The organism is Phenylobacterium sp. (assembly GCF_024508875.1).
GTDB lineage: Bacteria > Pseudomonadota > Alphaproteobacteria > Caulobacterales > Caulobacteraceae > Phenylobacterium.
The window spans coordinates 1-20,444 of sequence record NZ_JANINU010000306.1 but is presented as its reverse complement, the minus strand read 5'-3'; the positions used below and the strand labels follow the sequence as shown (position 1 = coordinate 20,444).

Below are 20,444 nucleotides of genomic sequence, written 5' to 3'. Positions count from 1 at the left end.
TTGGAGCATGATCTTTTCCGAAAACCGGTTCCCACTTTTCGGGATCATGCTCTAGGAAGGCATCAGCCCCAGCAAAGTTCCGCGCCCTTCTTGCTGTCGATCGACTCGACGCCGTTGACGGGCTTGTCGGTGATCAGCGTGGCGCCGGTGTCAAAGAACTCCTTGCCGGGGGTCGGCTTCGGCTTCTCGCCGGTCTTGGCGAACTTCTCGATCGCTTCCATGGCCATGGCGGCCATCTTCAGCGGATATTGCTGCGAGGTCGCGCCGATGACGCCGGCCGCGACGTTCTTGACGCCCGGGCAGCCGCCGTCGATCGAAACCACCAGCACCGAGCCGTCATCCTTGCCGGCCGCCTTGAGCGCCTGGTAGCCGCCGGCCGCCGCCGGCTCGTTGATCGTGTACATCACGCTCACGTCCGGGCATTTCTGCAGCAGCGTTTCCATGGCGGTGCGGCCGCCATCCTCGGCGCCGCCGGTCATCTCGTGGCCGCAGATGCGCGCATCGTCCTCGTCGCCGTATTTCTTCGGGTCCTTGATGTCGATGCCGAAGCCCTTCATGAAGCCCTGGTCGCGCAGATAGTCGACAGTCGGCTGGTTGGTGGCGAGATCGAGGAAGGCGATCTTGGCGCTCGAGGCCTTGTCGCCCAGCGTGCCCTTGGCCCACTGGCCGATCAGTTCGCCGGCCTTGAAATTGTCGGTTGCGAAAGTGGCATCCGCGGCATCGATCGGATCGAGCGGCGTGTCGAGCACGATGACCAGAAGGCCGGCGTCGCGCGCTTTCTTGATGGTCGGCACGATCGCGCTGGAATCGCTCGGCACGATGGCGAAGCCCTTGGCGCCGGCCGAGATCAGATTCTCGATAGCCGCGACCTGGCTGTCATTGTCGCCGTCGAATTTGCCGGCAAAGGTCTGCAGGGTCAGGCCGAGCTCCTTGGCCTTGGCCTGCGCGCCTTCGCGCATCTTGACGAAGAACGGATTGCCCTCGGTCTTGGTGATCAGGCCGACGATGTCGGCGGCATACGAGGCCGTGGCCATCGCGCCGTAAAAGGCAAGGCCGGCAACGGCCGCCTTCAGGATAGTCCATTTACGCATGATTTCCTCCCAGTGAACCACCTTCGGCGCCGGCCAACCGGCGCCTGCGGAGCGCCCACCGAAGTTCTCCCAGCGTGGGCGCAATGTCAAAAAGACACCAGTCCGCAACGGCTGTCAATAAATAAATCACTCTTATTTATTATTGACACTCTTGCGCTGTTCACTCATTCTGAACGAAAAGCGTCGCGGGGAAACAGACGGGAGGAACGGGGTGGAGACCGGCATTGCGAGGCGCGGTTCGCCCGAGGCTTTGGAAAGCCGGCTGCATCGCGGCACCAACCAGAGCGGCATGCGCGACCACAATGAACGGCTCGTGCTGTCCCTGGTGCGCCAGCATGGCAGCCTGGCCAAATCCGACATTGCGCGCATGACCGGGCTGTCGGCCCAGACGGTGTCGGTGATCATGCGCGAGCTCGAGGAAGACAAGCTGCTCGTGCGCCAGGCGCCGCTGCGCGGCAAGATCGGCCAGCCCTCGATCCCGATGGCGCTCAATCCGGAAGGAGCCTTCTTCATCGGCCTCAAGATCGGCCGGCGCTCGGCCGAGCTCGTGCTGATCGACTTCCTCGGCAATGTGCGCGCCATGCTGCAGCATTCCTATCGCTATCCCGCGCCGCGCGAGACCGTCGAGTTCGTCACCGCCGGCATCAAGGCGATGCGAAGCGAGCTTACGCCGGCTCAGGACAAGCGCATTGCCGGGCTCGGCATCGCCATGCCGTTCGAGCTATGGAACTGGGCCGACACGGCCGGCGCGCCGCGCGAGATCATGGACGAATGGCGCCATCGCGACATCCGCGCCGATATCCAGGCGCAGTGCGAGTTCCCCGTCTATCTGCAGAACGACGCGACGTCGGCCTGCGGCGCGGAACTCGTCTTCGGGCGGGCGGGCGGAGCGCGCGATTTCGTCTATTTCTACATCGGCGCCTTTGCCGGCGGCGGCATCGTGCTCAATGGCCGCCTCTACAGCGGGCCGAAAGGCAACGCCGGCGCGCTGGGCTCGATGCCGGTGCCGGGCCCGGACGGCAAGCCGACGCAGCTCATCGACGTCGCCTCGATCGCGATGCTGGAGCGGGCGCTCTCCGCCAAAGGCATCGACGGCTCCCGCCTGTGGACCTCGCCGCAGGAATGGGGCGAGATCGGCGCCGATCTCGACGCGTGGATCGCCAGCGCCTCGCGGGCGCTCGCCTATGCCATTGTCGCGGCCTCGTCGGTCATCGATTTCGAAGCGGCGGTGATCGACGGCTGGATGCCGCTCGATGTGCGGCGCCGGCTGGTCGATGCCGTGACGGAAGCGATCGCCACCATCGACGCCGAAGGGCTGAAGCTGCCTGTCGTTCGCGAGGGGACGGTCGGCATCCACGCGCGCGCCATGGGCGGCGCCAGCCTGCCGCTCTCCGAGCGTTTCCTGATCGGACCGAACACGTCCGGGGGCGCCTGAAATGCTGATCGGCATCCCGTCGCTGCTCGGCCCCCAGTTCCTGGCGACGCTCAGGGCGATGGGCCATGGCGACGAGATCGCGATCGTCGACGGCAATTATCCGGCCGAGGAACAGGCGCGGCGATTGATCCGCGCGGACGGCCACCAGGTCATCCCGGTCCTCGACGCCGTGCTCAGCGTGCTGCCGGTGGACGAGGCGGTGCCGGAGGCGCTGTTCCGCGCTTCGGTGAAAGGCGATCCGGCGCTCGCCGACCCCGTGCATCGCGAGATGGAAGTGGTTTGCGCCAGGCGCGCGCCGGGTCACAAGGTGGTTGCGCTGGCCGGGCCCGACTTCTATGCACGCGTCAAGGCCGCGCACGCGATCGTGGCGACCAGCGAACCCAGGCTCTTTGCCAACATCATCATCCGCAAGGGCGTGATCCATCCGCCGGAGACCGAGACGACATGATCCTTTGCTGTGGCGAAGCCCTGATCGACATGCTGCCGCGCACGACCACGGAAGGCGAAGCGGCCTTCGCGCCCTATGTCGGCGGCGTGGTGTTCAACTCCGCGGTCGCGCTCGGCCGGCTCGGCGCTCCGGCCGGCTTCTTCTCCGGCCTCTCCTCCGACCTGTTCGGGGGCCAGCTCCGCGAGGCGCTCGGAGCCAGCAAGGTGAGCTCCACCTATGCGCACACGTCGCCAAAGCCCACGACGCTCGCCTTCGTGCGGCTCACCAACGGCCAGGCGACCTACACCTTCTACGACGAGAACACCGCCGGACGCATGCTGACCATCGAGGACCTGCCGAAGCTCGGCGCCGAGATCGAGGCGATGCTGTTCGGCGCGATCAGCCTGATCTCCGAGCCGGCCGGTTCGGCCTATGAGGAGTTCATGCGGCGCGAGCACGAAGCCCGTGTGATGATGCTCGATCCCAACATCCGGCCGAATTTCATCCCGGACAAGGCGAAGCATCTGCGGCGCATCCGCGAGATGATGGCGATGGCCGACATCGTCAAGCTCTCGGACGAGGACCTCAAATGGTTCGACGAGGCCGGCTCTCACGAGGACGTGGTGCGCAACTGGCTGGATCGCGGGCCGAAATTTATCGTTGTCACCCATGGCGGCGAAGGCGCGGTCGGCTACAGCAAGACGCACAAGGTCACGGTGATGCCGCGGAAGGTGAAGGTGGTCGACACGGTCGGCGCCGGCGACACCTTCAACGCCGGCATCCTGGCCTCGCTGCATGAGCAGGGCCTGCTGACCAAGGCAGCGATCGGCAGCCTCTCCGAGGACGCCATCCGCAAGGCGCTGGAGCTCGGCGCCAAGGCGGCGGCGGTGACGGTTTCGCGGGCCGGCGCCAACCCGCCCTGGCGACACGAAATCGCCTGAGCGGTTGACCGGATTGGCCGAATGGCCTCTCCAGGCGATCACTTTATGTTTCCAAAATAGGGAACGACGCGATAAAAGGCGTTGAAAATGCTCGTTCTAGCCCGGTTTTCCGGCGTCTTCGGGCAATGCGCCGGCAAAAGGCGGTAACAGGCTGCGACACTTGCACGATTGGCCTTGCCCCCGGCCGGCTTTCTCACCCCGACCAAGTCTGATACCAGCGGGCCGGTTTATTGGCATTTTGAGGCCGACATGCAGTTCATCGATCTTGGCGCGCAGCGCGAACGTATCCGCGACCGGCTGAAGGCCGCGATCGACAAGGTGGTCGAAGACGGCCGCTACATCCTCGGCCCTCAGGTCACCGAATTCGAGAACAAGCTCGCGGCCTATGTCGGCGTCAAGCATGTGGTCGCCTGCGCCAACGGCACCGACGCGCTGCTCCTGCCGCTGTTTGCCGCCGGCATCGGCCCGGGGGATGCGGTGTTCGTGCCGAGCTTCACCTTCGCAGCCACCGCCGAGGTGGTGGCGCTGGCCAAGGCCGAGCCGGTCTTCGTCGACGTCGACCGCGATACCTACAACATCGACATCGCCAGCCTCGAGGCGGCGATCAACATGATCAAGAAGGAAGGAAGGCTGAAGCCGAAGGCGATCATCCCGGTCGACTTGTTCGGCCTTGCCGCCGACTACGAGGCGATCATGGCGATCGCAAAGCGCGAGAACGTCCTTGTGATCGAAGACGCCGCGCAGTCGATGGGCGGTTCCGCCGACGCCAAGATGTGCGGCGCATTCGGCCATGTCGGCTCGACCAGCTTTTATCCTGCCAAGCCCCTCGGTTGCTACGGCGACGGCGGCGCGATGTTCACCAATGACGGCGCGCTGGCCGACAAGCTCCGTTCCTTCGCCTTCCACGGCAAGGGCGAGACGCAATATGACAATGTCCGCGTCGGCATCAATTCGCGCCTCGACACGCTGCAGGCGGCGATCCTGATCGAGAAGCTCGCGATCCTCGAAGAGGAGATGGTGGCCAGGCAGGTTGTGGCCGACCGTTATGCGAAGGGTCTCGGCGACATCGTCAAGGCGTCGCGCAATCTCGGCCACGGCCGCTCAGCCTGGGCGCAGTACGCGATCGAGACGCCGAAGCGCGACGGGCTGAAAGCGCATCTCGGCGAAAAGGGCATCCCGTCGGTGATCTATTACGTGAAGCCGCTGCACGAGCAGGTCGCGTATAAGGGCTATCCGCGCACGCCGACCGGCCTTGCCGTCTCGGAAGAACTGCCGAAGCAGATCCTCTGCCTGCCGATGCACGCCTATCTCAGCGAAGCCGACCAGGACCGCATCATCGAGACGATCCGCAATTACATCGGCTCGAACTCGGCGCATGTCGCGGCGGCGTAAAGCCGAGAGGCCGGCGGGACAGCCCCCCTCTGCCCTGCCGGGCATCTCCCCCGCAAAGGGGGAGATGAGATGTCACGCGGGCTTTCGCCAACCTTCAACGTTGAAAGAATTCGCTGAGCGCTGAAGCTGCCAATCTCCCCCTTTTAGGGGGAGATGTCCGGCAGGACAGAGAGGGGGGCCTCGCGCCAGCGTCTACATTTGGCAACGCTGCGATTACGCGCCCTTCCCCGTCGCAATGAAATGCGGGTTGGCGAAATCGCTGTCACTTGCCTGGTTGCGCTTGCCGTAGACGAGCGGCTGGCCGTCCAGGGTGCGCGTCATGCCGCCGGCGGCGCGCAGCACCGCGTCGCCCGCGGCCGTGTCCCACTCCATGGTACGGCCGAAGCGCGGATAGACGTCGGCTTCCGCCGCGGCAAGCAGGCAGAATTTCAGCGATGAACCGACCGAGACGATCTCAGCCGCGCCGAGATCGCGGATAAATTCCTCGGTTTCAGGCGTGTTGTGCGAGCGGCTGGCCACGACGGCGAGGGGCGTGCCCCCTGCCCGCACGGCGATCGGCCGACGTTCGGTGATGCGATAATCGGCATCGACCTCCAGCGCCTCGGCCTTGCCCGGCCGTCCACTGAAGAAGCGCCCGGTGCAAGGCGCGAACACGACGCCGACTTCAGGCACGCCGTGACGGACGAGCGCGATGTTGACGGTGAAATCGGTGCGGCGGTTGACGAATTCCTTGGTGCCGTCGAGCGGATCGATCAGGAAGAAGGCGCCGTCGAGGTCGGGCGTCGCGACGCCTGCCGCAACCTCCTCCTCGGCCACACATGGGATATCCGGATAGGCGGCCCGCAGGCCGGCCAGGATGATCTTCTCGCTTTCGCGATCGGCTTCCGTGACCGGTGAAGAGTCCGCCTTGCTCTCGACGGCGCCGCCTTCGTGGAAGACGCGCATCACCTCGCGCCCCGCTTCCAGCGCCAGTCGCTCGAAGACGCCCAGCATCGCCTCGTCGTCAGATGCCGCCGCCATTGTCATACTGCTCCTCGGCAATGTCGCGCTCGGTCAGCCACTGTTCCAGGGCTTCCGCCATTTCCTGCGGGCTCCTGCCGAGGGTCTTGAGATGGATTTCCGGATTCTGTGGCGCCTCATAGGGAGAATCGACGCCGGTGAAATTCTTGATCTCGCCGCTCAGAGCGCGCGCGTAAAGGCCTTTCGGATCGCGGCGCGCGCATTCCTCGAACGGCGTGTCGACGAAGACCTCGACGAATTCGCCCTCGGCCATCAGCTCGCGCGCCATGCGCCGCTCTGCACTGAAGGGCGAGATAAAGGAGACGATGACGATCAGTCCGGCATCGGCCATCAGCTTGGCCACCTCGGCGACGCGGCGGATGTTCTCCACGCGGTCGGCGTCGGTGAAGCCGAGATCGCGGTTGAGGCCGTGGCGGACATTATCGCCGTCGAGGATATAAGTGTGGCGCCCGGACGCGAACAGCTTCTTCTCGAACAGGTTGGCGATGGTCGACTTGCCGGAGCCGGAGAGCCCGGTGAACCAGAACACCGCCGGGCGCTGGTTCTTCAGATCGGAGCGGCCGCGCTTGCCGACATCGAGCGACTGCCAGTGGATGTTTTCGGCACGGCGCAGCGAATGCAGGATCATGCCGGCGCCGACGGTGGCGTTGGTGATGCGATCGATCAGGATGAAAGCGCCGGTCGTGCGGTTCTCGGCGAAGGGATCGAAAGCAATCGGAGCTCGCGTCGAAAGGTTGCAGACGCCGACCTCGTTGATGTCGAGCGACTTCGCCGCCTCATGCGCGAAATCGTTGACGTTGACGCGGTATTTGAGCTCGGTGACGGTGGCGCTCACCTGATCGGTTTCGGTGCGCAGGATGTAGGAGCGGCCGGGCAGCAGCGCCTGCTCGTCGAACCAGACGATGTTGGCGGCGAACTGGTCGGCGACCTGCGGTCTAGCTGCCGGCGAAACCAGCAGATTGCCGCGCGACACCTCCACCTCATCCTCGAGGACCAGCGTGATCGCCTGGCCGGCGACCGCCCGATCGAGATCACCGCCTTGCGCGACGATGCGCCTGACCCGGGACGCCTTGCCGGATTTCGCGACGACGACCTCGTCGCCTTGCGAAACGGTGCCCGAGGCAATGGTGCCGGCAAAGCCGCGGAAATCGAGGTTCGGCCGGTTCACATACTGGACAGGAAAGCGGAACGGCAGTTCGACGGCCGCCTCGTCGACCGACACGGTTTCGAGATGCTCGATCAGCGACGGCCCGGAATACCAGGGCGTGCGATCCGAGCGGCTGGTGACGTTGTCGCCGAAGCGCGCCGACATCGGGATCGGCACGATGCTGGCAAAGCCGAGCTCCCGCGCGAACTCGCCATAGTCGGCGACAATCTGGTCGAACACGTCCTTGTCGAAGCCGACGAGGTCGATCTTGTTGACGGCAAGCACGATGTGCCGGATGCCGAGCAGCGAGGCGATGATCGAATGGCGCCTGGTCTGACGCAGCACGCCCTGGCGCGCGTCGATCAGCACGATGGCGAGGTCCGCCGTCGAGGCGCCCGTCGCCATGTTGCGCGTGTACTGCTCATGGCCGGGCGTGTCGGCGACGATGAACTTGCGCTTGTCGGTCGAGAAGAACCGGTAGGCGACGTCGATGGTGATGCCTTGCTCCCGCTCGGCGGCCAGGCCGTCCACCAGCAGGGCGAAGTCGATGTCGCCGCCCTGAGTTCCGACGCGCTTGCTGTCGGCTTCGAGGGCCGCGAGCTGGTCCTCGAAGATCATCTTCGAGTCGTAGAGCAGGCGGCCGATAAGGGTCGACTTGCCGTCGTCGACCGAGCCGCAGGTGAGGAAGCGCAGCAGAGACTTGTGCTCGTGCTGGTGCAGGTAGGCCTGGATGTCCTCGGCGATGAGGGCGGATTGGTGGGCCATCAGAAGTAGCCCTCCTGCTTCTTCTTCTCCATCGAGGCCGCCTGGTCGTGGTCGATCATCCGGCCCTGGCGCTCGCTGGTGGTGGTGAGCAGCATCTCCTGGATGATCTCGGGCAGGGTGGCCGCGGTGCTCTCGACGGCGCCGGTCAGCGGGTAGCAGCCAAGGGTGCGGAACCGCACCGACTTCATCATCGGGGTCTCGCCGGGACGCAGCGGCATCCGGTCGTCGTCGACCATTATCAGCGTGCCGTCACGCTCCACCACCGGCCGCACGTCGGAGAAGTAGAGCGGCACGATCGGGATGTTCTCCAAGTGGATGTATTGCCAGATGTCCAGCTCGGTCCAGTTGGAGATCGGGAAGACGCGGATGCTCTCGCCCGGGTTCTTCCGTGCATTGTAGAGCCGCCAGAGTTCGGGCCGCTGGTTCTTGGGGTCCCAGCGGTGCTGGGCCGAGCGGAACGAGAAGATGCGCTCCTTGGCGCGGGACTTCTCCTCGTCGCGGCGCGCGCCGCCGAAGGCCGCGTCGAAGCCGTACTTGTCCAGAGCCTGCTTCAGGCCCTCGGTCTTCCAGATGTCGGTGTGCTTGGCGCTGCCGTGGTCGAACGGGTTGATGTTCTGGGCGATGGCGTCCGGGTTCTGGTGGACCAGCAACTCGAAGCCCAGCTCCTTGGCCATGCGCTCGCGCATCTCGTACATGGCCCGGAACTTCCAGGTCGTGTCGACGTGCAGCAGCGGGAAGGGCGGCTTCGACGGATAGAAGGCCTTGGCCGCGAGGTGCAGCATCACGGCCGAGTCCTTGCCGATCGAGTAGAGCATCACCGGACGCTCGCACTCGGCCACCACCTCGCGCATGATGTGGATGCTCTCGGCTTCCAGCCGCTGAAGGTGGGTGAGGGTCTTGGAGGTCAACGTGCCTTCGAGGTTTTCTGGGCGGGTCAGGACGCCGGCGTCCATGGGCGGAGACCTTACATCAAAGCCAAGGGAAACCCGCTCTCAAAGGCGGGCGGGGCGGCCACGGCCGTTGAGTTAGCGGCGGGGCTGGGGGGAGGCAAGGCGAGGCGGCCCCAGGAATTCTTGAGGCGACGACAGCGCAGTTGACGCCCGCCAGCGGCTTGCAGGCCTGAAACGCAATGCCGCTTGGCGCTGCCGGGCGGGCCGTGGCACAACCGACGCAACGGAAGCGCATACCCCTTTTTCGAGCCGGAACACCGGCCGCGAGGGGCAGGTTGGGGGCGATCTATGAGCGTGCAAACGGCGGCGACGCCGCACAAGTCGACGGGCTACAGCTACTTCGTCGCCTGGTTCCTGGCCGTCGTCTACACGCTGAACTTCCTCGACCGGCAGATCATCTCGATCCTCGGCAAGGACATCTCGGCCGAGCTGCACCTGACGAAGACCCAATTCGGCCTGCTGGGTGGGACGTCCTTCGCTCTGCTCTACACGACCTGCGGCATCGGCGTGGCCTACCTGGCCGACCGGATGAGCCGCAAGGGGATCATCGCCGTGGCCTGCGCCATCTGGAGCGTGTTCACCGCGCTGTGCGGCACGGCGCAGAACTTCACCCAGATCCTGCTGTACCGGATGGGTGTCGGCTTCGGGGAAGCGGGCGGCTCGCCGCCGTCGTACTCGCTGATCTCGGACTATTTCCCGGCCGAGCGCCGCGGCACGGCGCTGGCGATCTATTCGCTGGGCGTGCCCATCGGCTCGATGCTGGGCGCGTTCGCCGGCGGCAAGCTGGCGCTGGCCTACGGCTGGCGGACCGCCTTCTACATCGTCGGGGCGCCGGGTATCATCCTGGCGATCCTGCTGCTGGTGCTTGTGCGCGAGCCGAAGCGGGGCGGGCTGGACGCCGTGGCCGACGGCGCTGACGAGCACCCACCGGCGCCGCCGCTGATGAAGGCGATCGGCGGGTTCTTCTCCAACCGAACGCTCGTGCTGACGGCGATCTCCAGCGCGATGTCGGCCTTCGTCGGCTACGCGGGCCTCGTCTGGAACCCGCAGTTCCTGGAGGCGGTGAAGGGGATGGCCGCGCCGGACGTGGCGACCTACTACGCCCTGGCCCTGGGCGCGACGGGCGTGGTCGGCACGGTGGTGGCCGGCTGGCTGGTGGACCGTTTGGGCCACAAGGACCGCCGCTGGTTCGCCTGGGTTCCGGCCATCGCCTTCGCGATGTCGATTCCCTTCTGGTTCGGCCTCATCTGGGCGCCGACCTGGCAACTGGCGATGCTGTTCCTGATCGGCCCGATGCTGATGAACCAAGCGTACCTGGCCCCCGCGCTGACCGTCGCCCAGAACGCCGTGGCGCCGGCGCAGCGCACCATGACCGGCGCGATCCTGCTGTTCGTCCTGAACCTGGTCGGCCTGGGCGTCGGTCCCGTCTACGTGGGCTGGATCGCCGACAAGATGGAGCCGGCGCACGGAGACCAGGCGCTCGCCTACGGCTACGCCGGCGTCATCCCGTTCGTGCTGCTGACGGTGGTGGCCCACATCGCCGCCTCGGTGTCGATCGGGCGCGACAAGCGGCTGGCCGCGGCGTTGACCTAAGGCCGTCCGAAAACCGCCAGCATCCGCTCATCTATGTCCGAAAACCGCGAGACTTCCCACGGTTGAGCGCCCATCCTTTGGGCCATGGACATGGATTTCGAAGCCTGCCGGCGCGCCTTCCAGACCCGCGATGCGCGGTTCGACGGGCGCATCTTCTGCGGCGTGAAGACGACCGGCATCTACTGCCGGCCGATCTGTCCGGCGCGGACGCCCAATGCGGCGAACGTCGAGTTCTTCCCAAGCGCCGCGGCGGCGCAGGAGGCCGGCTATCGGCCCTGCCTGCGCTGCCGGCCCGAGGCCTCGCCGGACCTCGGCGCCTGGCGCGGGACGTCGAACACCGTCTCGCGCGCCCTCGCCCTGATCGAGGGCGGGGCGATGGACGCCGGCGACGTGGACGCCCTGGCCTCGCGCCTGGGCGTCGGCGAGCGCCAGCTCCGCCGGCTCTTCCGCCAGCATCTCGGTGCGTCGCCGGTGGCGGTGGCGCAGACGCGGCGCGTGCTGCTGGCCAAGCAACTGATCCAGGAAACGCGCCTGCCCATGAGCGAGGTGGCGCTGGCGTCGGGCTTCGGCAGCGTGCGGCGCTTCAACGAGACCTTCCAGCAGTTGTTCGGCCGTCCGCCCGGCGAGCTGCGGCGCAGCCATAAGGCCGAGACGCCCGCCGCGGACGGCATCTTCGTGCGCCTGCCCTACAAGCCGCCCTACGACTGGGACGCGATCATCCGCTTCCTGACCGACCGCGCCATTCCGGGCGTCGAGCGGGTGGAGCCGAAGCGCTACGCCCGCACGCTGTCCATCGACGGGGTGGCAGGCGTGGTCATCGTCACGCCGCGCCGTGACAACGCCCTGCAGGCGGAGATCCGGTTCCCGAAGCTGAAGTCGCTGCCCGCGGTGATCGCCCGCGTGCGACGGGTGTTCGACCTCTCGGCCGACCCGACGCTGATCGGCGCCCACCTCAGCCAGGATCCGGCGCTGGCGCCCCTCGTGGCCGCGCGGCCCGGCCTGCGCGCGCCGGGGGCGTGGGACGGCTTCGAGCTGGCCGTGCGCGCCATCCTCGGTCAGCAGATCACGGTGAGCGCCGCGCGTGGCCTGGCGGCGAAGCTGGTCGCGGCCTACGGCGAGCCGATCGACGAGCCGGCCGCCGCCGCCCTCGGCCTGACGCGGGTGTTCCCGAACCCGGAGCGGCTCATCGGCGAGGACATCGCGGCCCTCGGCATGCCCAGGGCGCGCGGCGCGGCCCTGGAAGCCCTGGCGCGGACGGTCGCGGCCGATCCGGCCATCTTCACCACCCGCGCTGATCTGGACAGCGCCATCGCCGCGCTGAAGGCGCTGCCGGGCGTCGGCGAGTGGACCGCCCAGTACATCGCCCTGCGCGAACTGCGCGAGCCCGACGCCTTCCCGCAGGCCGACATCGGCCTGATGCGGGCCATGGCCGACGAGGCCGGGGTGCGACCGACCGCCGAACAACTCCTCGCCCGGAGCGAGGCCTGGAAGCCATGGCGGGCCTATGCCGCCCAGCACCTCTGGGCCGCCGATCCTGCTTTCGCCGCCCCGCAGGCGACCCGCTCGAAAAGGACCAAGCCGAATGACCGCCAAGCTGCCTGAGACCCTGACCCTCGACCGCACGCCGACGCCGATCGGCACGGCCCTGGTCGTCACCGACGAAGCCGGCGTGCTACGCGCCTTCAACTGGACCGACTACGAGCCGGCGATGATGAAATGGATCGCGCGGCGCTATCCGAAGGCGACGCTGGTCGAAGGGCCGGGGCCGTTGCGCGCGAAGTTCAACGCCTATTTCGCGGGCCAGACGGACGCCTTCGACGACATCCGCTGGGAGGGGGCGGGCACCGCCTTCCAGCGGAAGGTCTGGGAGACCCTGTGTTCCATCCCGGCCGGAGAGACGATCAGTTACGCCCAACTCGCCGAGCGCATCGGCCGCCCGACGGCGGTGCGCGCCGTGGGCCTCGCCAACGGCTCGAACCCCGTGGCGCTCGTCGTGCCCTGCCACCGGGTGATCGGCTCGAACGGTGCGCTCACGGGGTACGGCGGCGGCCTGCACCGCAAGCGCTGGCTGCTGGAGCACGAGGGGGCGAGCTTTCGACCGCAGGTCGCGGCCTGAGCGAGCCCTAGTCAACCCATAGGAGATTCGGCGAGGCGCCGCGCCGCACAAATGTCATCCCCCGAACGCCGGAATGTAATTTTGTAAACTTCAATCGGATAAGGCTTGACCCGCACGGGGTCTCTATAGCCTTCGTGCGTCAGTAGCAGGTTCGGGGGCCCGCTTGTGGAAGGTGCACGTACAGCTCTATTGGGGCAAAGACGCTGAGCTGTATCGGGAACGGTTCCGCCAGGGAATCGAGCCCGATGAGACGCCCTACGGATTCCATCTCGCCGCGGAGGAAGGTCATACGGTGACCTTCTCCCGCGACGGGAAGCACCGTTTCATGTCCAAGGTCATCGAGCGGATCTTCGGCTTCGACCTTGTGCACGCATGGCACAACCGCCGCGCGATCGCGGCGGCCGACGTCGTATGGACCATGACCGAGGGCGAGGCCTTCGCCGTCGCCACGCTCATGAAGTTCGGTCTCGTTCCGCGAAGGCCGATCGTCAGCGCTTCGATCTGGCTGTTCAACCGGTGGGACCTGCTGCCCTGGTGGCGGCACTGGCTGTACCGCTTCCTGGTCGACGAGATCGCCGTGATGGGCGTTCATTCGGCGAAATGCCTGCCCATCGCCGAGCGGGCGTTCCCGAACCTGCGCTGCGAGCTGATGCACTTCGGGATCAACACCGACTACTTCACGATCCGCCCGCCCAAGGCGCCGGACAGCACGGTCTCGCACATCGTGGCGGCGGGTAACGACCGCACCCGCGACTGGGACACGTTGATCCAGGCGTTCGGTTCGGACAAGCGGTTCAAGCTGACGCTCGCCTGCGCCTGGCTGTCCAACAGCCGGACGGCCCGGCACAAGAACGTCACCCTCGTGAAGCCGCAGACGATGGACGAACTGCGCGAGCTCTACGACTCCGCCGACATCATCGCGGTGCCCATGAAGGAGAACGTCTTCTCGGGCATCACCGTCGCCCTGGAAGCCGCGGCCCTGGGAAAGCCGGTGCTGTCCAGCCGGACCGGCGGCGTGCCGACGTATTTCGACGAGGATGAGGTTCTGTACGCCCCGCCCGGCGACCCGCGCGCACTGCGCGAGGCGGTGCTCAATTCCTCGCCGGCGGCGCTGGAGGCCGTCGCGCACCGGGCGCAGGAGCGCCTGCTCAGCGACGACTACTCCACGCGCGGCCTGATGGCGCGGTACAGCCGCATCACCCGCGAGGTGTTCTCGCGGCAGGGCAAGGCCAAGCACTAGGGCGCGATCGGCCGACGCGTAAGCCGGTTCGGCGAAGAGATCGGGCTCAAGATCAAGGCTCTAGCCGCTGCCGGTTCGGGAGGGGTGTGGTACGCGGGGTCATGGACCTCCTGCGTCTCGCCATCGCCTGCCTTGCCTGGCCCCTGGCGCTGGGCTCGTTGCTGGCCGGCGTGCTCGCCCAGGGCGGCCGATGGTCGGCGCGGTTGGACGTGCTCACCCATTTCGCACCCATCTGGCTGGCGGCGGGCCTTCTGGCGCTCGGGCTGGCGCTCGCAGGTCCACGCGCGGGGCGCCCGGCGCTCATGGCGGTCTGCGTGCTCGCGGCGCTCGCCGCCGGGCTGCTGGTCGCACCCGAGCTCCTCAGCCGGGGGCGCGATCCCCGGGCGGCCGCCGACGCGCCTGGACGGCTGAAGATCGTCCAGTTCAACGCCTGGGGCCAGAACGCCGGGGCCGAGGCCGCCGCGGCCTGGATCCTGGCCCAGGACGCCGACCTCGTGGTCCTCCAGGAGCCCGGCCGCGTGAAGCCGAGGCTGGTCGCCGGCGGTTATATTGCCCAGTGCGAGGACTGCGGCGCGGTGATCCTGTCGCGCCGGCCGGCGCTGCGGCGGTACGCCGAGCCGCCATCCGGGGACCTGCCGGGCTTCATCGCCTGGGCGACCTTCGACGATCCCGCCGGCGAGTACACGGTGGTAGCCGCCCATCGCTACTGGCCGGTGCGGCTGGGCCGGTCGAAGGACCAGACCGCCAGGCTGGACGGGGTCATCTCCGCCTTGCCCCGGGCCCGCATGATCGTCGCGGGCGACTTCAACTCCACGCCCTGGTCCTTCGCCCGGCGGCGCGAGGACCGGACCTGGGGCCTCGTGCGGCGCACGCGGGCGCTGTTCACCTGGCCGGCGGCGCGGCGCAGCCACAACCGTCTGCCGGCCCCGTTTCCCTGGCTCCCGATCGACCACGTCTACGCAGGCGAGGGGTGGGCGACCGTGAGCGTCGAGCGGGGACCCGACCTGGGCTCGGACCACTATCCGGTCGTCGTCACCCTGGCGCGCCGCTTGCCGCCCGCCAGATGACAAACATTTCACGTTCCGCCTGCTCCCGTTTGGCGCGGCGCTGCCGTATAGCAGCGGTAGGCGGAATCGCAGGGGGCGTTCCATGGCGACATTGACGGAAATGGTGGCCGCGGTTGTCGTGCAATCGTCCGCCGCCGCGTTCGCGCATCTCGGCGTCACCGTGGACACGCCCAAGGTCGAACAGCCCCGCCCTGCCGTCTCGGCCGCCGACCAGCGCGTCGTCGCGCGCTCGCCGCGCCAGGCGCAGCGGGTCGAGAAGGTCATCCGGGCCAACTGCCCCGAAGGGCAGCGCGCGCCGCTCGTCAGGGCCTGACGCGGCGCGACAATCCGCCGTCCGCACGTCGAATCCGACGTCCGCCTGTTTGCGTCCGCTCGCGCCGAGGGTAATCCTTCGCGCCTGCGACCCACGGCGGTCGGCAAGTGTGCGCTGGCCGCGAAGACGGGAAGGAACGGGCGTCGATGAGGTTCTCCAAGCGGTCGCGACCGATGGACTTCGCGAGCCCGGAGGAAGAGTCTCACACGGCTGAGGCCCCGGAAGCGGCGGCGGCGTTCGCCTTCCGGGCGCACGAGGCCGGGCGCGAGGCCCGCGCGGTCGATGTCGGCGGCGTCCGCGCGTTGGCCCCGGCGGCGGAGCCGCACACCTATGCGGACTTCGACGTGGACGAGAATCCCCCGTCCGGCTGGCCCACTTGGCTGATCGCCGTCGCCGTCGCCCTGCTGTGGGCGCTCGCGCCGATCGCGTTCGCCGTGGGCTACCGCAGCAATGTCGCCCCGCTGCAGAACGATCCGTTCGCGCTGACCGTCTTCGCCCTGCTGGCCGTCGGCCCGGCGATCTTCGTCCTGGGCGCCGCCTACATGATCCGCCAGGGCCAGAAGCTGGCCTGGGAGGCCCGTCGCGCCAAGGCCATGGCCGAGGACATGCTGACGCCCGCCATCGCCGCGGCCGCCCGCGCGGGCGACGTGACCCTGGCCGTACGGGAAGAGATCGGCCGCGCCGCCGCCGCAGCCGAGGAGGCGCGCGAGACCCTGCTCGCCATGCGCGACGCGCTGGCGTTCGAGACCGACAAGCTGACGGGGGCGACCGCCCAGTCCGTGCGCACCGCCCAGGAGCTCGCCGCCACCTTGGGTCGCGAGCGGTCCGAGATGGCGTCCATGGCCCAGACGCTGGACAGCCAGGCGATCCGCGTGACCGACGCGGTGGCCCAGCAGGCGCGGATGATCACCGAGGCCACCACGGTCGCGGAGACCCAGATCCGCGAGGCGGAGGGCGCTCTGCAGGCCCGCGCCGCCGACCTGGCCGCCGCAGCGACCGAGGCCAGCGACGCCGCTCGGGTGGCCGGGGAAGACCTGACACGCCACATCGCCCGCCTGGAGACGGCGGGGCAGGGGGTCGCGGACCAGGTGCGCGCCGTCGAAGGCGGCTTGACCGAACAGCGCGCGGCGCTGGTGGCGCTGAGCCAGACGCTGAAGGGCGACCACGAGGCGTTCGCAGTGAACGCGGACGCCCATGCGGCCGCCCTCGGCGAGTTCATCGACTCCGCCCGCAAGTCGGCCGCCGAGATGAGCGAGCGGGCCCTGACCGGCGGCGAGCAGCTCCGCCGGCTGATGGCCGACGCCACCCTGCAGTTCCGCGACATCGCCGAGACCGCCAAGGCCGAGCGCGAGGAGTTCGGGCAGTCGACCCTGCACGCCCTGGAGGCGGTCTCGTCCGCCGCCGCCGAGCAGCGGGCCCAGCTCGAGGCGCAGACCCGGGCCGCCATCGACGCCCTGGCCAGGGCCGCGGAGGAGACCCGCGCCGCCGCCGCCCGTCACGCGACCACGGCGCGCGAGCAGGTCGATCAGCTTTCCGAGGCCGCATTCAGCGCCGGTCAGAAGGCCAACCAGGTGTTCGAAGCCCGGCTGGAAGAGGCCAGGGCGCTGGTCGAACAGTCGTCCAAGATGGTGGAGGAGGCCGGGCAGGCCACCGCCCGCAAGCTCGAGGACGGCGCCAAGGCCGCCCGGTCCACGCTGGACGAGCTGGCGGCCATGATGGCCGAGCTGGAGCAGCGCGCCGCCAAGCTGCCGGCCGCCGCCGCCGGCCAGGCCGACCGCGTGCGCGCCGCCGTCGCCGACGGGATGGACGAGCTGATGGCCCAGGCCCGCCGCACGGCGGAGGAGGCCCAGGCGATCGACGCCGCGTTCCAGGATCGGGTCCGGCGGAACTTCGAGATGCTGTCGGAGGCGGTGAAGTTGATGGGGGTCGCCGCCGTGGCCTCGCCAGCCGCGCCGGCTCCGGCCGCGCCTGCGCCCGCCGCGCCCCCGGCCCGCAAGGCCAAGGCCGCTCCGGCGCCGCTGGTCGAGGAGGAGGAACCGGAGACGTTGGAGTTGGCCACGCCGGTCGAGCCTCCCGGGGCGCTTGCCGACCGCATCGGGCTGCGCAGCCGCATCCGCCTGACGCCCACCGCCACCGACCGCGAATTCTCGGCCGTGTTCGAGGCCGCCGGCGGCCCGCCTGCGCCGGCCGCGCCGCCGCCTCCCGCCGGCGAGGAGGACGAGGACGGGGGCGAGACCTGGACCTGGAAGGATTTGCTCGCCTCGCTGGACGGGGCCGACGGCGACGGGGAGCGCCTGGAGGACTCGCTGGCCGCCGAGCTCGGCAAGATGGGGGTGGACCCGTCGCGCCTGCTGCCGACCGCACGGATCGAGGAGGTGGCCGCCGCGCTGCAGACCGGCGACCGGGACGGGGCTCGGGAAGTGGTGCGCAAGCTGGCGCCCGCCGCGACCCGCCGCATCGCCCGGCGGCTCTTCACCGACGACGAGGTCAAGCGTCGGACCGAGATCTACGTGCGCCGTTACAAGACCTTGATCGACGACGCGGTCGAGCGCGATCCCGCCGGCCTGATGCTCAGCGGCATGCTGAGCGCCGAGGGCGGTCGGGTCTTCCTGCTGCTCGACGCCGCCGCAGGCGACATGATCTAGCCGGAACCCGACCCCGGTCAGCGAGCGTTCAGACGCCATGGACGACCACCGCGACCGTGCGCACAAGGCCTGGCGGCGGGCCGAACGCGTCAAGCAGCTCTCCGACCGCGTCGTGGGCTTCGGCCCATGGGGCCTGGGCGTCGATGGCGTGCTGGCCTGGGTTCCCGTGGCGGGGACGGTCTATTCCGTGGGCGCCGCGGCGCTGCTGCTGAGCGAGGCGGTGCAGGCCGGCGCCTCGCGCTCGACCCTGCTCCGGATGGCCGCGTACCTCGGCCTCGACAGTGTCGCCTCGGGCGTGCCGCTGGTCGGTTGGGCGATCGACACCCTCTTCACCGGCCACGCGTTCGCCGCGGGCGCATTGCAGAAGGATATCGAGCGGCGTCATGGCCGGCCTCTGGAGACGGCTGCGGCCAAGCTCGATCCTGCCGTGGTGACGGGCCGTTAGGGTCTGGCGAACAACAATCAGCCAGCTTGAACCGGCGGCCTTTCATAGTATGGGAGGCCGTCTTTTGCATCGCCGGGGGCGCACTTGAAGATCGTGATCACGGGCGGGGCGGGCTTCATCGGCTCCGCGGTCGTCCGACGAGCCATCGCGGACGGGCATCAGGTCGTGAACCTGGATGCGCTGACCTATTCGGCGAACCTCGAGAACGTCGAGAGCGTCGCCCAGAACCCGAACTACGCCTTCGAGCACGTCGACATCTGCGACCGTGCCGCCGTCGAGGCGGTGTTCGAGACGCACCAGCCCGACGCGGTGATGCACCTGGCCGCCGAGAGCCACAACGACCGCGCTATCGAGGGCCCGCTGGACTTCGTGAAGTCCAACATCATGGGCACGGCGATCCTGCTCGAAGTGGCGCGCGCCTACTGGAACAAGCTGGACGACGCCCGGAAGGCGGCCTTCCGCTTCCACCACGTCTCCACCGACGAGGTGTTCGGCGCGCTGGGCGAGGACGGCGACTTCACGGAAGAGACGCCCTACGACCCGCGCTCGCCCTATTCGGCGTCCAAGGCCTCGTCCGACCACCTGGTGCGCGCCTGGGGCCACACCTACGGCTTCCCGGTGGTGATCACCAACTGCTCGAACAACTACGGGCCGAACCAATTCCCCGAGAAGCTGATCCCGACGGTGATCACCCGGGCGCTGGAAGGCAAAACGATCCCGATCTACGGCGACGGCCGCCAGGTGCGCGACTGGCTGCACGTGGACGACCACGCCGAGGCGCTGCTGCTGGTTCTGCACAAGGGCCTGCTGGGCGAGACCTACTGCATCGGCGGCGACGCCACGAAGCGGAACCTCGAGGTCGTGAAGATCATCTGCGAGCACCTCGACAAGATGGCGCCCGCCAACACCAGCCACGCCGACAAGATCACCTTCGTCACGGATCGGCCGGGGCACGACTTCCGGTATTCCATCGACTCGACGAAACTGGAACGCGAGCTGGGCTGGAAGGCCCGCATGCCGCTGGGCGAGGGTCTGGAAGACACCGTCCGCTGGTACGTCGACAACTACGGCTGGGTGGAGCGCATCCGTGAGCGCGGCTTCCATTCCGACCGCCTGGGGCTGGTGAAAAAGGCATGAGACGCGGGATCGTCCTGGCTGGCGGCGCCGGCACCCGGCTGCACCCGCTGACCATCGCGGTCAGCAAGCAACTGCTGCCGGTCTACGACAAGCCGATGATCTACTACCCGCTGTCGGTCCTGTTCCTGGCCGGCATCCGCGAGATCCTGATCATCACGACGGAAGAGGACCAGCCGGGCTTCAAGCGCCTGCTGGGAGACGGCTCGCGGTTCGGCGTGAAGTTCGAATACGTGATCCAGCCCACGCCGGGCGGCCTGGCCGAGGCCTATCTGCTGGGCGAGGAGTTCGTGGGCGGCAAGCCCTCGACCCTGATCCTCGGCGACAACATCTTCTTCGGCCAGAGCTTCGTGAAGATGCTGAAGAACGCCGACGCCCGTAAGGACGGCGCCACGGTCTTCGGTTATCCGGTGCACGATCCCGAGCGGTACGGCGTGGTTGAGCTGTCGCCCGAAAACAAGGCGCTCTCGATCGAGGAGAAGCCCGAGAAGCCCAAGTCGAACTATGCCGTGACCGGCCTCTACTTCTACGACGGCCGCGCCAGCGAGATGGCCAAGACGCTGACGCGCTCGGCGCGCGGCGAGCTCGAAATCACCGCGCTGAACGATCTCTACCTTCAGGCCGGCGAGTTGCACGTCGAGCTGCTGGGCCGTGGTTTCGCCTGGGAGGACGCCGGCACGCACGACAGCCTGATCCAGGCGGGCGAGCTGATCCGCACCTACG

18 protein-coding genes are annotated in these 20,444 nt (G+C 68.1%); 14 read left to right on the top strand and 4 right to left on the bottom strand.

Going from position 1 to position 20,444, the window contains the following annotated elements; translation table 11 throughout:
- Positions 1-62: 62 nt before the first annotated feature.
- Positions 63-1,112: a sugar ABC transporter substrate-binding protein gene (locus Q0L11_RS20030; protein WP_296599602.1), complete on the bottom strand. Its 1,050-nt coding sequence runs from the start codon at positions 1,110-1,112 to the stop codon at positions 63-65.
- A 190-nt stretch (positions 1,113-1,302) separates the two neighbouring features.
- Here Q0L11_RS20030 and Q0L11_RS20025 point away from each other — a divergent pair, with 190 nt between their 5' ends.
- From Q0L11_RS20025 to Q0L11_RS20010, 4 genes are all read left to right on the top strand, one after another.
- Complete coding sequence (locus tag Q0L11_RS20025) at positions 1,303-2,526, top strand: ROK family transcriptional regulator (protein WP_296599601.1); 1,224 nt, start codon at positions 1,303-1,305, stop codon at positions 2,524-2,526.
- 1 nt (position 2,527) lies between these two features.
- A complete protein-coding gene (locus Q0L11_RS20020; protein ID WP_296599600.1) occupies positions 2,528-2,974 on the top strand; it encodes an RbsD/FucU domain-containing protein in 447 nt (148 codons plus the stop codon).
- On the top strand, positions 2,971-3,894 hold the full coding sequence (locus Q0L11_RS20015; RefSeq protein WP_296599599.1) for a carbohydrate kinase: 924 nt from the start codon (positions 2,971-2,973) through the stop codon (positions 3,892-3,894). The genes Q0L11_RS20020 and Q0L11_RS20015 overlap by 4 nt, the downstream gene beginning before the upstream one ends.
- 249 nt (positions 3,895-4,143) lie before the next feature.
- Positions 4,144-5,286 (top strand): DegT/DnrJ/EryC1/StrS aminotransferase family protein, encoded by a 1,143-nt coding sequence (locus Q0L11_RS20010; protein WP_296599598.1) that lies wholly within the window; start codon positions 4,144-4,146, stop codon positions 5,284-5,286.
- 213 nt (positions 5,287-5,499) lie between these two features.
- Here the strand turns inward: Q0L11_RS20010 and cysQ are convergent, their stop codons facing one another.
- The 3 genes from cysQ to cysD are packed head-to-tail and all read right to left on the bottom strand — an operon-like array spanning position 5,500 to position 9,171.
- Positions 5,500-6,312: a 3'(2'),5'-bisphosphate nucleotidase CysQ gene (gene cysQ, locus Q0L11_RS20005; protein WP_296599597.1), complete on the bottom strand. Its 813-nt coding sequence runs from the start codon at positions 6,310-6,312 to the stop codon at positions 5,500-5,502.
- Complete coding sequence (gene cysN, locus Q0L11_RS20000) at positions 6,290-8,218, bottom strand: sulfate adenylyltransferase subunit CysN (RefSeq protein WP_296599596.1); 1,929 nt, start codon at positions 8,216-8,218, stop codon at positions 6,290-6,292. Before cysN ends, cysQ begins: the two co-directional genes overlap by 23 nt.
- A complete protein-coding gene (gene cysD / locus Q0L11_RS19995) occupies positions 8,218-9,171 on the bottom strand; it encodes a sulfate adenylyltransferase subunit CysD (protein WP_296599595.1) in 954 nt (317 codons plus the stop codon). The genes cysN and cysD overlap by 1 nt, the downstream gene beginning before the upstream one ends.
- A gap of 285 nt (positions 9,172-9,456) precedes the next feature.
- On the opposite strand from cysD, the gene Q0L11_RS19990 reads away from it, so the two are divergent.
- From Q0L11_RS19990 to rfbA, 10 genes are all read left to right on the top strand, one after another.
- Complete coding sequence (locus Q0L11_RS19990; RefSeq protein WP_296599593.1) at positions 9,457-10,761, top strand: MFS transporter; 1,305 nt, start codon at positions 9,457-9,459, stop codon at positions 10,759-10,761.
- Between the two features lie 90 nt (positions 10,762-10,851).
- Positions 10,852-12,363, top strand: coding sequence for an AlkA N-terminal domain-containing protein (locus tag Q0L11_RS19985; RefSeq protein ID WP_296599592.1), 1,512 nt, complete (start codon positions 10,852-10,854; stop codon positions 12,361-12,363).
- Positions 12,344-12,877 carry a methylated-DNA--[protein]-cysteine S-methyltransferase gene (locus Q0L11_RS19980; protein ID WP_296599591.1) on the top strand — a complete coding sequence of 178 codons (534 nt, stop codon included), beginning with the start codon at positions 12,344-12,346 and terminating at the stop codon, positions 12,875-12,877. The genes Q0L11_RS19985 and Q0L11_RS19980 overlap by 20 nt, the downstream gene beginning before the upstream one ends.
- 172 nt (positions 12,878-13,049) lie before the next feature.
- Positions 13,050-14,117 (top strand): glycosyltransferase family 4 protein, encoded by a 1,068-nt coding sequence (locus Q0L11_RS19975; protein ID WP_296599604.1) that lies wholly within the window; start codon positions 13,050-13,052, stop codon positions 14,115-14,117.
- Between the two features lie 101 nt (positions 14,118-14,218).
- Complete coding sequence (locus Q0L11_RS19970; RefSeq protein ID WP_296599589.1) at positions 14,219-15,184, top strand: endonuclease/exonuclease/phosphatase family protein; 966 nt, start codon at positions 14,219-14,221, stop codon at positions 15,182-15,184.
- An 82-nt stretch (positions 15,185-15,266) separates the two neighbouring features.
- Complete coding sequence (locus tag Q0L11_RS19965; RefSeq protein ID WP_296599588.1) at positions 15,267-15,497, top strand: hypothetical protein; 231 nt, start codon at positions 15,267-15,269, stop codon at positions 15,495-15,497.
- Positions 15,498-15,643: 146 nt separating this feature from the next.
- Positions 15,644-18,142, top strand: a complete 2,499-nt coding sequence (locus Q0L11_RS19960) for a polar localization protein TipN (RefSeq protein WP_296599586.1) — start codon at positions 15,644-15,646, stop codon at positions 18,140-18,142.
- A 37-nt stretch (positions 18,143-18,179) separates the two neighbouring features.
- Positions 18,180-18,587 carry a DUF4112 domain-containing protein gene (locus tag Q0L11_RS19955; RefSeq protein WP_296599584.1) on the top strand — a complete coding sequence of 136 codons (408 nt, stop codon included), beginning with the start codon at positions 18,180-18,182 and terminating at the stop codon, positions 18,585-18,587.
- A gap of 84 nt (positions 18,588-18,671) precedes the next feature.
- A complete protein-coding gene (gene rfbB / locus Q0L11_RS19950; protein ID WP_296599583.1) occupies positions 18,672-19,724 on the top strand; it encodes a dTDP-glucose 4,6-dehydratase in 1,053 nt (350 codons plus the stop codon).
- Positions 19,721-20,444 (top strand): glucose-1-phosphate thymidylyltransferase RfbA (gene rfbA / locus Q0L11_RS19945; RefSeq protein ID WP_296599581.1); only part of this gene is annotated, 724 nt, incomplete at its 3' end. The genes rfbB and rfbA, both read left to right, overlap by 4 nt.